Below are 12297 nucleotides of genomic sequence, written 5' to 3'. Positions count from 1 at the left end.
AAAGACCGAGGCCCGGCCCCGGAATGCCGGGGCCGGGCAGGCGAGGGCAACTCAGAAGCTGAAGAGCTGGGTCACCTCTCCTTGCATCACGCAGCTGTTGGCGAACGTCGCCTCATGGGAGATACGGCGTCCCTCCCACACCCCGTCGAGGGTGACCGTGACGGGATCGTAGATCCGCGTGCAGTAGCGAGAGGGTTCGTCGTTCGACAGCAACGCAGGTCGCCCCTCCACGCTCTGCAGCTCCGCGCATGCGGCAGGTGCGTCGGGGTGGTCCCCGCCGGGGTTCGGGTTGCACCGCAGCGTCACCGCTCGCTGCACTGTCGCGCTACGCGCGGTCTCTCCCTTGCCGATGGTCAGCACCATCGCCGACGGTGCGTACAGGCTCTTCGGCTGGGCCGGCTCGGCATGCGCCGGGCCGGCGAACAGAACGCTCAGGCCCGTCACCAGTCCTGCGGCTCCCAGGGCCTTTCCCGCGAGTCGTCGCATGGGATCACTCCTTTGTTCGCGACATCAGGGGGCGCCAAGGAGCCTTGCGCACATATGAGCTGATAGCACATCGGACATGTCTTTCCTGGACACGTCTCTCCGCCGGCGCGTGGCCGGTATCCACATCCTTCGAGGTCGGGTGGTCTGCGACTCCGGCTGAACGTCACTCCTGACACACAGTTCCCTTGCCTTCGCACCGCTCCTTCCGTCTTCCCACCAGCCGCCTGACGACGCACCACCCTGGCATCGGCCGCCGCACCTCGGCCGAAAAGTCGCTCCTCATCCGCGCTTCATGGTGGCCGTGAGAGGGGCCGTGCCGGCGGCCCGGGGTGGTGTCGGCCACCGGCGGCAGGCGTTGCTGCGCCGCGCGCCCCGCCGGGCCTCACGTCCGCCGTGGCCGCGGGGGGCCCTCGTGCCCCTGTAGGTCGTGGGCTTTGATGCCGTCGTTCCGGTTACGTGAGGGAATCTTGCCGCGACGAGCAACCCCGGGCGTGCGGCAGCCGTCTTGATCCACAGCAAGGCCGTTCGCCGCACCCGCCGAAGGTGACGGGCGGCTCCCCGATTCCCAAGTGCCGGACCCAGAGCGCCAGGCGACTATACACAGTATGTATACATGTTGTGTATAGTCGCTCGGTGGCCGGTGTCCTGGCCGCGCACGGAAGGCACCCATGCACAGCAAGGCATTCGCACCCGAGTACCAGGGCGCCCTCACCGATCTGTCGGTGAACTCCTCCCTGACCGACGTACTCGCCAAAGGCACCCAGCACTTGAGGGCGGCCCAGGTCTCCGGCTCACAGCAGGAGGTGGCACGCTCCGGGCTCGCCGTCGCCGAGGCACACCGCAGACTGGGCAACGTCGAGGAAGCGGATCAGGCGTGGAAGGCCAGCTACCGGGCCGCCCGCTCGGCCGGTGACATGGGGGCGATGGCCTGGGCGCTGTGGAGCGGCGGCACACTCGCCCGCCAGCGGGGCGCGCTGGCGCTCGCCTTCCGGCTGCTGGGGCTCGCCGCCGAGATGGGCAAGCGCGGCGGCGACATCGTGGCCCGCGGCTACTCCCTCGCGGGCCTGGCGGAGACCGGACGCATCCAGGGCGACTACGAGGCCGTCGCCGTCCTGCACGAGCAACTGCTCGCCGAGGCACGCAAACGCGGCGAAGCACGCCACACCGTGTGGGCGCTGGAGGGCATCGCGCAGATTCACCGCAACACCGGCTCGTACGACACGGCCCTTGCGATGTTCGAGGAAGCGGCCGAGATAGCCGGGAAGGCCGACGACCGGCGCGGCCGCGCGTGGGCCTTGCGCGGCATGGCCGACATCGTTTCCCTGCGGGACGACGACCCGAAACGTGCCCTTGCCCTGCTCGCCGAGGCCGAACTCACCTGCCGCGAGATGAAGTTGTCCAGCGCTCTCGCCTACAACCACAAGATGCGCGCCAACGTGCTCTTCCGGGCCCGTCGCTACGACGAAGCCTGCGACGTCTACGAGGAAGCGCTCGCGGAGTTCCGCGCCATGAGCGAGCCGAGGGGCGAGGCACTGGCCCGGCTCGGGCTGGTCAAGGCGCTCGCCCATCTCGGCCGCGACCACGCCGAGACCGCAGCGGACCTGGACGAGTTGCGCCGGACTCTCGACCGGATCGGTCTGCGTCACGCCCGGGACATGGTCGACAAGGCGCATGCCGAACTCGGAATAGCGCCGCTTGCCACCCTGGCAGCCGAGGAAGGCGGCCACCGATGACGCCGTCGGCAACAGCCCGGACCACCGCACCCCAGATCCTCGCCCGCTGTCGCGACCTCGTACGGCCCTCCCTCGCGGAAGCCGTCCAGCGTCTTCATCCGTGGCCGGCCGAGATGGCCGCCTACTCGCTCGGCTGGAGCGATGTCGACGGCACGCCCACCCCCGGCTCGCAGGGCAAGGGAGTACGTCAGGCGCTCACCGTGCTCTGTTCCGAGGCCGCCGGCGCGCCCGGGGAGAACGCCGTCGTCGGCGCGGTCGCCGTCGAGCTGATCCACACCTTCTCGCTCCTGCACGACGACATCATGGACGGCGACGAGACCCGGCGGCAGCGCCCGGCCGTGTGGAGGGCGTACGGCACCGGCCCCGCGGTGCTGGCAGGGGACGCGCTCTTCGCCATGGCCGTGGAGACGCTGGCCGACTCCCGCAACGTACACAGTGCAACAGCGGTGCGGCACCTGGCCGGGACGCTGAACGACCTGGTGCGCGGTCAGGCGGAGGACCTGCTGTTCGAATCCCGGCCCTGGACGGGTCCCGACGCGGTACGGCCCCACGAGTACAGGACCATGGCGGACCACAAGACCGGCGCCCTGCTCGGCTGCGCCACCGGCCTGGGTGCCGTGCTCGCCGGGGCCCCTGTCCCGACCGTGAACGCCCTCGCCCGGGCCGGCCGGCATCTCGGGGTGGCCTTCCAGGCCGTGGACGACCTGCTGGGCATCTGGGGAGACCCGCAGGTCACGGGCAAACCGGTCCATAACGATCTACGCCGGCTGAAGAAGACGTACCCCGTCCTCGCCGCCCTGTCCACCGACAGCCCGGCCGCACGGCGCCTTGTCGCGCTCCTCACCTCGGACCGTCCCCTCGACGACACCGCCGCCCGCCGTGCTGCCGACCTCATCGAGGACGCGGGCGGACGCTCCGCCACCCTGACCGAAGCCCACCACCACCTGGAGAGCGCCCGAGACTGCCTGACGAGCATCCCGCTGGTACCCATGGCGGTCGAGGAGATCCTCACGCTCGTGCCGTTCCTCATCGACCGCAGAATGTGACGGCCCGCCACCCGCATGCCCAGGCCGCGCCCGGACGCGGGCGTGGCCACGGCTTCGGACCTGCGCGCGAAGGTCCAGCGGTGGCGGTCCCAGCAACTGCGAGGTCTCTGCAGTCGTAGCCCTTGTCGGTGGAGCCCTCCCTGCTTCCTCCCGCCACTGTCCACCGCGGGAGTGCCGACCCACCGGCGGGAGGCTGCCGGCGCCCGGCCGGTTGTCACAGGCGGTCAACTCCTCGAGGAATGCGACGAGATATGTGCTACATCCTGGCAGGCGGGATGAGACAAGACCGCACGGGCTGCGTATCGCCTCACAACAGAACAGCGAAGACCGACCCGTGCAGCCCAGCTTCCCGTCACAACCCTTCTGCGATCACCACCCAACATCTTCGTGCGCATCCGTTCAGGAAAGACATCGCTGGTCTGTCCGAGACACGACATTCCACGGACGTTGGTTGAGGAGACCGCCAGTGGGATCCAACGACCCCGAACCTCAGCGAGCTCACCATTCAGGTCCTGATATCGCCCAAGAGATACGGGACTCGTTTCAGGCCGTGCTGGACGCCTTGGACGCCGCACGCGCCGACCTCTACAAGTCCGACGGTCAGGAGGGCTGGGCCGAGGGCCCGCCGCCGTCCTGGCGTCAACGCGGCGAACCAGCCGGGGACGCCAGCTCCACTCATCTGACCCCGACCCCGACCCCGCCTTCGGCTCCGTCCCCACCCCGACCGACACAGCCGGTGAGCCGGGGGCCCGCGCGCCTGGATCCCGCCCCTGCACACGCCACCTCGCCGCCTGTCGTGGAGCCGCCCCTCACCGGTCGCCTGCGCCGGTCCGACGCTCCGCAGGACGGGGCGGTGGAGGAGCTCTGGTCGCGCGGCATAAATCTGGAGCCTGTCCCGCCCCCGAGGGTGGGAAAGCCGCCTGTGGCCCGCGGCGCAGGCACGACGCACGCCGCGCCGCCGGTGACCTTCCCGCCCCCGGCTCCCGTGCAGGAGGGCGCACACCACGGGTCCGGCCCACGCCCGGACACCACCGGGTCGGCCACCCCCCGACGCCCGGCTCCGCCCCCGCCCCCGGGCCAACTTGACGCCCCGCCCTCGACAGCATCACCGTCACCCGTCCGCGCGCACGCGCGGAACAGACGTCGGGGGTGGCGGGCCTTCATCGACCGGCCGGACACCCGTCGTGCCGTAGCCATCGGAGGGGTTGCAGCCGGCGGATTGATCCTCGCCTCTTCGCTGCTGTTCAACGACGACCCCGCACCGGTGGTCCCCTCCCCGCCCCCCGGGCAACTGGGCCCGCCGCTGCCCGGCGGCCCGGCTCCCACGCTCCCCGCCGGCCCGGCTCCCACGCTCCCCGAGATCCCAGGCACAGGAGTGCTGCGCCAGGGCGACAGCGGCCATGGCGTGTACGAGTTGCAGGTACGTCTGCTCCAGGTCCCGAACATCTACGAGGGCGGCGCGATCAGCGGCCGATACGACAGGGAGGTCCGGGCGGCCGTGACCAGATTCCAGAAGCAGTACGGCATCCTCGGCGACGAGACCGGCGTCTACGGTGACCACACCCGCCACGCTCTTATGCTGCGAACCAAATGATCAGCGCCGACCATGCCGGGACCACCGGGACGCTCCGGCCCGCCTTCTGCGGGCCGCCGCAGAAGTTCGAGTCACCGCGCACGGCCGTCGTCGCCCTGGACTGCCGGTCGCCCGCGGCTGCGCGCGACGCGAGCCTGACCGTGGTCCTCATCCGGCGGTGGGACGATCTTGACCGCGTCGGTGAAACGCGGAGCTGCCGGAGGGGTTGTGTTGCGGGCCCCGGCCCGCAGGTTCATAGTCCGAGACATGGATGCGCGCGAGGCAGCGCTGCAGCGGGCACACGACCATGCCGTGCGCTGGCTGGCGAGTCTGTCCGAACGCCCGGTTCCGGCGCGTGCCTCGGTCGAGGAGGTCGTGCGCGCGCTCGGCCCCGGCTTGCCGGACGGTCCCAGCTCGCCCGCGGATGTCGTGGAACTGCTGGCCACCGCCTGCGAGCCGGGCCTCACCGCTTTTCCTGGTGGCCGCTTCTACGGATTCGTGATCGGTGGCAGCCTGCCGGCCGCACTGGCCGCCGACTGGCTGGTGAGCGCCTGGGACCAGAACTGCGTGATGCGCAGGGTGACACCCGCGCACACCGCGGTGGAGGACATCGCCGGGGCGTGGCTGCTGGACCTGCTGGGGCTGCCGACGCAGAGCGCCGTCGGCTTCACCACCGGCGCCACGACGGCGAACTTCACCGCTCTTGCCGCCGCCCGTGACACGGTCCTGCGGCGGGCCGGCTGGAACGCTGCCCGCGACGGGCTCACGGGCGGGCCCCGCGTACGGGTCCTCGCCGGCGAGGGCCGCCACATGGCGATCGACCTGGCGCTGCGCTATCTCGGACTCGGCGAGCCCGAACTGGTGGCCGCGGACGATCAATGGCGCATCAACCCCGACGCGCTGCGGCAGGCCCTGACCAGCGCAGACGGACAACCGACGATCGTGGTTCTCCAGGCGGGAGAGATCCACTCCGGTGCGTTCGACTCCTTCGGCGACACCGTCGAGGCCGCCCACACCGCCGGTGCGTGGGTGCACGTCGACGGCGCGTTCGGTCTGTGGGCCGCCGCGTCCCCCGCCTACGCACACCTGACGGAAGGCTGCGGGCAGGCCGACTCCTGGGCCACCGACGCCCACAAGACCCTGAACGTCCCCTACGACTGCGGCCTCGTCGTCGTAAGGGATCCCTCGACGGTCCGGGCCGCGATGGGGCAGCGCGGCGATTACCTGATCCACGACGAACGGGGCGACTCCTTCGAGAAGGTCCCCGAGCTGTCCCGGCGCGGCCGTGCCTTCACCGTCTGGGCCGCGCTCAGGTCGCTGGGCCGGTCGGGAGTCGCCGCGCTCGTCGAGCGGCTGTGCCGGCACGCCTCGGCATTCGCCGCCGGCATTGCCGACATCGACGGTGCGCGAGTGCTGAACGACGTGATCTTCACCCAGGTCTGTGCCACGTTCGGCGATGACACGCGCACGGAACAGGTGCTCGCCCGGCTGCTCGACGACGGCACGGCCTGGATCAGCGGCTCGGTCTGGCACGATCGCCGTGTCGTGCGGATCTCGGTCAGCAACTGGTCCACGACCGACGACGACGTGCGTCGCACGCTGGACGCCATCCGCCGTGCGGCGGCCGCCGGACCCTGACACGACACGCACCGTGACCGACCGCGGGGGTGCTTCGATCGGTGCCGTCTGCCCTCCGACGTAGCGATCAGCAGGCCTTCTTCCGGTCGAACCAGATCGTGGCGAACGTCGGCGTGAGCCCTGCCCAGAAAAGAACCTGGGGCAACAGCCGCTCGGTCCAGGGGACTTGGGCGATCAGCAACGCGCACAGCATGGACCAGGCCGCCTGGACAACCACGAGGCGGGCCCACCGGCCGCGGCGCATCAGCGACTGAACATTGAGCCGGACGCCGGTGCGCCGCCGGCGGTAACGCAGCAGGGCGCCGACGATCCAGATGGCGGTCATCGGCACGAGGTACCACAGGCGCTGGCCGAGCGAGAGCGGCAACTCCCGCTGCACCTCGCCCTCGACGGCGAACAGGTCCGTCATCGCCCCGGCGAGGCCGAGACAGAGCAGGGCGAGCCAGCGCACGCCGCGCAGCATGCGGTACGTGGCCTGGTCGAGTCCGCGCTGCATCGCCTCGGAGTCCGGAGCGGCGGCGAGCCCGCCGGCGTACAGGTCGGCGGCCCGGCCGGCCTTGACGCCCGGCGCGTCGGCAGCCTTCCTGGTCTGCGCAGCCAGGGCCTGCGAGTGAGTGGGGTCGATTCGGAGGATGGCGCGCTCGAGCTGGTCGACGACCTTGCTGTGGCCCGAGAAGCCGGCGATCCGCTCGGCCACTTCGTGGGCGTAGACCTCCTCGGGGCCAAGGCGCAGTGCCACCGAGACCAAGTCGGCCGCCTCCCGGGAGACGTGTTCGAACTCGTGGTGCTCGATCTTCCTGGCGCCGGTCGCCTGGGCGTAACGGACCACTGACATGCGCGTCACGGCGTCCGCGAGCATGGCATATCCGTACCAGTGGTGGGGGTCGATGCGGACCGCTTCGCGCAGTACGGGCTCGGCCTCGCGCCACGACCTGCTGGGCACCCGGATCAGCGCCTCAGCGCGCAGGATGAGTGCGCCGTAGTCCTCGGGCGCGAGTTCGAGCGCCTGGTCTGCAGCCTCCAGTGCCTGCTCCGGCCGTTGCGTGTTCAGGTGGCAGTAGCCGACCTTCACCCAGGCGCGTACGTCGCCGGGGTCGTCGGCGAGGTGCTGCCCCAGGAGCGCCTTGGCCTGGTCGTAGCGTTCGAGCTCGATGAGGCCTTGGGCCCGTTCGACGGTCGGGTGCAGTGTGGTCACAGCTTCCGCTTCTTCTTGAGGTAGGCCACCAGGTCGTCGTACATCCCGCCCTCGTTCGCGTACATCGCCACGTTGCGGGCGGCCGCGAACCACGGCTCGGTCGAGGGCACGATCTGCCTTGCCGCGGCCAGCAGGTCCGGCATGCCGATCATGCGCACCGTGCCGGTGCGGGACGAATCGAGCAGCGCGTACTCGGCCGCGGCCTCGCACAAGTGGGCCAGATCCGCGCCGGACAGGCCGTCGGTGGCCTTGACCAGCTTGCTCACGTCGACGTTCTCGATGGGCCTGTCGCGCAGGTGATAGCGGAGGATCGCCTCCCGCGCCGGGCCGTCGGGCGGCAGCACCAGCAAGGTCCGGTCCAGTCGGCCGGGGCGACGCAGAGCGATGTCCACATCCCAGGGCACGTTGGTCGCGGCAAGTACGAACACGCCTTCGTTCGCTCCGGCGTCGATGCCGTCCAGCTCGGTCAGCAACTGATTGACGGTGTTGCGCATGGGGCTGCTCTGGGTGCGGCTGCGCTTGCCGCCGAGCGCGTCCAGCTCATCCAGGAACACCACGCACGGAGCCTGGCGGCGGGCGGTCTGGAAGACCTCGTGCATGTTGCGCTCGGAGTTGCCGATCCACATGTCGAGCACGTCGTTGACCGACACGGACAGGAAACTCGCCCCGAGCTCACCGGCGACGGCCCGCGCGATGAAGGTCTTGCCACAGCCAGGCGGCCCGTACATCAGAAGACCGCCGCGCAGACTCTTGCCGTACAGGCGCCGCAGTTCCGGGTTGCGCAACGGTGCCAGAAATGCGGCCTCCAGGCGCTCCTTGACCTCCTGCATACCGCCCACATCGACGAGGCGGACGGTCCCGGGCAGCTCCACTTCCCAGGCTGCGGCATCCCCGGGATCGGCCTTGCCGTCCACGGTGAGCGGCGCCTCGGTGAACCGGGGCGGCACGACATCGCCGACCTGGTCCTGGGCGGCCTTCCAGTCGAAGCCCACGGTGGATTGAGGGGCGGGTGCCGGAGGCTGCTCGGGCGCCGGGGCTCGCGGCGGGGCGGTGGGGGAGTCCGGGGGAGGCGCGGCAGCCGTGGCGTCATCGGGCCCGGGCGCCGGGGCGCCCATGGCCCGGGTCATCAGCTCGCGCGCCTGGACGTCACCTGGCGCGTGCTGCAGTGTCACGGCAACTTCCGCCACTGCGGCGTCGGTGTGTCCCGCATCCAGCAGCAGCTCCGCCAGGTGCAGCCGCAGGGGCACGTCGTCGGGCGCGGCCGCAACGGCCGTACGCAAACTCTGTATCAGTGGAGATTCCGCCAGCATGGCCCACACTTTACGTATGCGACACGTGGGACCTTCAGGTGCCCATGTGCCCTGACCCATGGCCTGTCTTGAGGAGGCCGGTGGCCCACGGCTGTGCACTGGGCCGCCGCTGTCGCCGGTCGGTCCGTTCCGCAGAGAGTGCGTTGGTTGGCCAGGGGCTACGAACGCCGTCGCGCGGTGAGGCACGGGGCGGCGCAACGCCAACGCTCGCCACCTCGACGTGCTCGCCGCCCAGCTCATGGAACGTGCCCGCATCCACAGCGCACGACGCGTCCACTGGGGGCCGGCCCAGGGCGTCTGTCGAAAGCGCCTGGTGAGGCCGGTGTTGTGCGTCGGTAGTACGCCACGGCCGATCAGCCGGTAGCGGGCCGCTGGTGCGCGAGGCGAGCGGTGAGGGACTTCTTGGTGCCCGACCAGTCAGAGCCGGTGATGCTGTAGAGCGCGGAGTCACGGATCCGTCCGTCTCGCATGACCATGTGCTGGCGCAGGATCCCCTCATGTGTTGCGCCGAGGCGGGTGATCGCGGTCCGTGACGCGTCGTTACGGACGTCGGTGAGGAACTCGACCCGGTTCATGTCGAGCGCCTCGAAGGCGTGGGTGAGCATCAGCAGCTTTGCCTCGGTGTTGACGGCCGTACGCTGCCAGGACCGGCCGAGGAAGGTGAAGCCGATCTCCAGCCTGCGATGCGGCAGGTTGACCGCCATGAACCGGGTCGATCCGGCTATGCGCCCGGTGGCCAGGTCGATGGTGGCGTACCCCAGCTGGCTCCCGGCGGCGTGAGCGGCGAGCGCATCGTCGATGAATGCGCTCACATCGCGGGGGTGGGGGACGAGCGTCACCTGCAGTTTCCACAGCTCGCCGTCCTGGATTGCCTCGCACAGGCCGTCGTGGTGCCCATGGGTGAGCGGTTCAAGCCGCACATGTGCACCCACCAGCGGCACCGCTTCCAACTCCACAGCCTGCGCCCTTGTACTCGTCCCATGCCGGACGGACGCTGCCGGCGTCCGTCGGCGCAGTTCCTGACTCACGTATCCGCCTCGCCTGGTGCCGGCATTTTGCAACGGTCAGCAAGAGTGTGTACTGGTCGTCAGATCGCAGGGATCCGTATTCGCACCGCACAGGATCACCGCCACTCGCTCGCCGGGTGCAGGCCGGTACACGCCGGACGTGAGGGCGGCCAACGCTGTGGCCGCCCCGTGCTCCACTGCGATCCGGCGGTGGTCCCACAGCGCCTGACGGGCGGATGTGATCGCCTCGTCGGTCACCACCACGGACCGTACGCCGTCCTTTCGAGCCCATTCCAACGCCATCTCGGATGTGCGGCGCGCCCCGAGAGAGTCGGCCGCGACGGACTCGACCGCCACATCGACCACCGCGCCGGCGTCCAGGGCAGATCGCAGGGCGCAACAGCCTTGTGGTTCCACGGCCACCACCCCCACGCCGTGTTCGAGGGCCGACACGGCGACCCCCGTGAACAGCCCCCCGCCCCCGACCGCGAGCACAACGGTGTCGAGGCCGGGCCGGGCCTGGACGATCTCTTCCATCACCGTGCCGGCACCGGCTGCGATCAGTGGGTGGTCGTAGGCATGTGATTGCAGGGCTCCGCTTTCTGCGGTGAACTTCTGTGAGGCAGCCAGCGCGTCGGCATACTCCGCGCCGATCTTCCGGACTGAAGCGCCCAGTTGCTCGAGTCTGCCGACCTTCACCGCGGGTGCCGTCACCGGCACGAACACGGTGGCCATTACCGAGTGCTGAGCTGCAGCCCAGGCGCAGGCGAGCCCGGCATTGCCTCCCGAAGCAATGACCACGCCGGCGTCCGGCATGAGGCCCACGTCGATGTACCTGCTGAGGAAGTTGATGGCGCCGCGCGCCTTGAACGAGCCGGTGTGCTGCATGAATTCCAAAGCCAGCCACCCCTCGGCCTCGCCGAGCGCTCCTGGATCCATGGGGGTCAGCACGACAGGCCGTGTGCGCCCGGCGATGCGGTCGGCTGCGGCTCGTACGTCGTCGAAGGCAATGGTCACGAGAGTCTCCAGGCATGAGCAGACACGAGCCGTGCGGTGGCATGCGGTTCACTGATGCGCCGATTGTCCTCGCGGCCGTCGTCCTCCGCCCTCCCTTTTCTGGGCAGAGGTTGGGCTCGTTCTGTCTTGCAGCCCCTGCACAAACTGCCTCACCCCTCACCCTCACCCTCGACACGCATCGGATGGGGGAGGAGGCCACACGTCTCCTTCCCGCCGTCTCTGCACCAGGACGCGCGCCGAGACGTCATGATGGCCCGACGGGAGACGGGAACGCGTTGCCGATCCTCTGGGGAGACCTGCGGTTCGACGAACAGCATGCCCTGGACACTCACAGGCGGGTCTCCCTCCAACAGCCAGGTGCTCCTGGAGTGCTAACAGCCCGTGGCCCATGTATGGGAGTCGCCACGGTCGTTGGCGGTGGCGTTGTAGCGGACTTCGTCGCCGGGGCGGAGGCAGATCGTCATGTCGCCGCCGGTGGACGGGAACTGCACGGCGTCCTCGTAGACCTTGACGTGGTCCTTGATGCCGGGGCCGGAGATTCCGTGGTTCGCCCAGGAGGAGTCCTGGTCGGCGATCCAGCTTTCCCACCATTCGTCGTCGCCCGAGGCGTTCATGCGCTGTCCGCCGAAGTCGGCATCGGTCCAGACACAGAAGTTGCCGCTCGGACAGTTCGCGGCCGACGCGGGTGCGGCGGTGGCCAGGCCCGCGCCGGTGGCGAGCAGGGCGGCGGCGAGCAGGGCTACAGGTTGCTTCACGACGGGTGCCTTTCCTTGCGTACTGCGGTGATTTCGTTGTGCCCCGCGGACAGCCCGGCGTGGGCAGCGGTGAGCAGCGCCCTCGCCTCGGCGAGTGCGTGTGAGCGCAGCTCCCGGTAGGCGGCGCGGTCGCGCGACGGGGCCTTGGTCTTGAGGTTGTTGACGGTCGTGACGGTCCGGAACCAGCGACGCTGGTCGCCGTACAGGCGGCGCTCCGCGGCCGCGAGGCAGCCGTCGGTGTGGTGGCCGATGACGTGCCCGCTGGGCAGCGTGAGCGTGAGCTCGGCCGGAGAGGTGCCGAACAGCGCGCGGTCGACGCGGCGGGCCTCGGCGGCGCCGGCAGGCGGGTGGTCGGGGCGCGGAGGGGTGAGCCCCTGGCGGGTCAGGCAGCGGTCGGTGAGCAGGCGTTGGGCGGCCTTCAGCGTGTCGTCCGGGCTGAGTGAGAGGGCCGGTTCGCGCGGTGTGCCACAACCGGTCAGGCCCGTGATCGCCGGCAACAGGACTCCGGTGAACACGGCGGCGCGTGTGCGCGCCGTG

At 70.2% G+C, this 12297-nt stretch carries 11 protein-coding genes; 4 read left to right on the top strand and 7 right to left on the bottom strand.

What is annotated here, in order from left to right; genetic code table 11:
• Window positions 1–51 precede the first annotated feature (51 nt).
• Complete coding sequence (locus ABZ208_RS31095) at window positions 52–486, bottom strand: subtilase-type protease inhibitor (RefSeq protein WP_356912788.1); 435 nt, start codon at window positions 484–486, stop codon at window positions 52–54.
• Window positions 487–1154: 668 nt separating this feature from the next.
• Between ABZ208_RS31095 and ABZ208_RS31090 the strand changes: the two genes are divergently transcribed.
• The 4 genes from ABZ208_RS31090 (at window position 1155) to ABZ208_RS31075 (ending at window position 6476) form a co-directional block, all read left to right on the top strand.
• Window positions 1155–2219 carry a tetratricopeptide repeat protein gene (locus ABZ208_RS31090; RefSeq protein WP_356912787.1) on the top strand — a complete coding sequence of 355 codons (1065 nt, stop codon included), beginning with the start codon at window positions 1155–1157 and terminating at the stop codon, window positions 2217–2219.
• Window positions 2216–3265: a polyprenyl synthetase family protein gene (locus ABZ208_RS31085; protein ID WP_356912786.1), complete on the top strand. Its 1050-nt coding sequence runs from the start codon at window positions 2216–2218 to the stop codon at window positions 3263–3265. Before ABZ208_RS31090 ends, ABZ208_RS31085 begins: the two co-directional genes overlap by 4 nt.
• A gap of 1219 nt (window positions 3266–4484) precedes the next feature.
• Window positions 4485–4859, top strand: a complete 375-nt coding sequence (locus tag ABZ208_RS31080) for a peptidoglycan-binding protein (protein WP_356912785.1) — start codon at window positions 4485–4487, stop codon at window positions 4857–4859.
• A gap of 246 nt (window positions 4860–5105) precedes the next feature.
• On the top strand, window positions 5106–6476 hold the full coding sequence (locus ABZ208_RS31075) for a pyridoxal-dependent decarboxylase (RefSeq protein ID WP_356912784.1): 1371 nt from the start codon (window positions 5106–5108) through the stop codon (window positions 6474–6476).
• A gap of 67 nt (window positions 6477–6543) precedes the next feature.
• On the opposite strand, the gene ABZ208_RS31070 is transcribed toward ABZ208_RS31075, so the two are convergent.
• From ABZ208_RS31070 to ABZ208_RS31045, 6 genes are all read right to left on the bottom strand, one after another.
• Window positions 6544–7671 carry a tetratricopeptide repeat protein gene (locus ABZ208_RS31070; protein ID WP_356912783.1) on the bottom strand — a complete coding sequence of 376 codons (1128 nt, stop codon included), beginning with the start codon at window positions 7669–7671 and terminating at the stop codon, window positions 6544–6546.
• Entirely contained in the window at window positions 7668–8981 is a 1314-nt protein-coding gene (locus tag ABZ208_RS31065) for an ATP-binding protein (protein ID WP_356912782.1), read from the bottom strand. The genes ABZ208_RS31070 and ABZ208_RS31065 overlap by 4 nt, the downstream gene beginning before the upstream one ends.
• Window positions 8982–9334: 353 nt before the next feature.
• On the bottom strand, window positions 9335–9937 hold the full coding sequence (locus tag ABZ208_RS31060; protein WP_356912781.1) for a GNAT family N-acetyltransferase: 603 nt from the start codon (window positions 9935–9937) through the stop codon (window positions 9335–9337).
• A 108-nt stretch (window positions 9938–10045) separates the two neighbouring features.
• Complete coding sequence (locus tag ABZ208_RS31055) at window positions 10046–11005, bottom strand: threonine/serine dehydratase (protein ID WP_356912780.1); 960 nt, start codon at window positions 11003–11005, stop codon at window positions 10046–10048.
• A 371-nt stretch (window positions 11006–11376) separates the two neighbouring features.
• Complete coding sequence (locus ABZ208_RS31050; protein WP_356912779.1) at window positions 11377–11760, bottom strand: peptidase inhibitor family I36 protein; 384 nt, start codon at window positions 11758–11760, stop codon at window positions 11377–11379.
• Window positions 11757–12275 (bottom strand): hypothetical protein, encoded by a 519-nt coding sequence (locus ABZ208_RS31045; RefSeq protein ID WP_356912778.1) that lies wholly within the window; start codon window positions 12273–12275, stop codon window positions 11757–11759. The genes ABZ208_RS31050 and ABZ208_RS31045 overlap by 4 nt, the downstream gene beginning before the upstream one ends.
• Between the last annotated feature and the right edge of the window lie 22 nt (window positions 12276–12297).

Source organism: Streptomyces sp. NPDC006208, from assembly GCF_040613775.1.
In the GTDB taxonomy this organism is placed as follows: domain Bacteria; phylum Actinomycetota; class Actinomycetes; order Streptomycetales; family Streptomycetaceae; genus Streptomyces.
The sequence above is the reverse complement of the archived record's forward strand: the minus strand, read 5'-3'. Positions and strand labels throughout refer to the sequence as shown.

What these genes read in the sequence shown, in the direction of transcription:
- ABZ208_RS31075 (WP_356912784.1), top strand. Translation starts at nt 5,106, where the DNA reads ATGGATGCGCGCGAGGCAGCGCTGCAGCGGGCACACGACCATGCCGTG.
- ABZ208_RS31090 (WP_356912787.1), top strand. Translation starts at nt 1,155, where the DNA reads ATGCACAGCAAGGCATTCGCACCCGAGTACCAGGGCGCCCTCACCGAT.
- ABZ208_RS31085 (WP_356912786.1), top strand. Translation starts at nt 2,216, where the DNA reads ATGACGCCGTCGGCAACAGCCCGGACCACCGCACCCCAGATCCTCGCC.
- ABZ208_RS31095 (WP_356912788.1), bottom strand. Translation starts at nt 486, where the DNA reads ATGCGACGACTCGCGGGAAAGGCCCTGGGAGCCGCAGGACTGGTGACG.
- ABZ208_RS31065 (WP_356912782.1), bottom strand. Translation starts at nt 8,981, where the DNA reads ATGCTGGCGGAATCTCCACTGATACAGAGTTTGCGTACGGCCGTTGCG.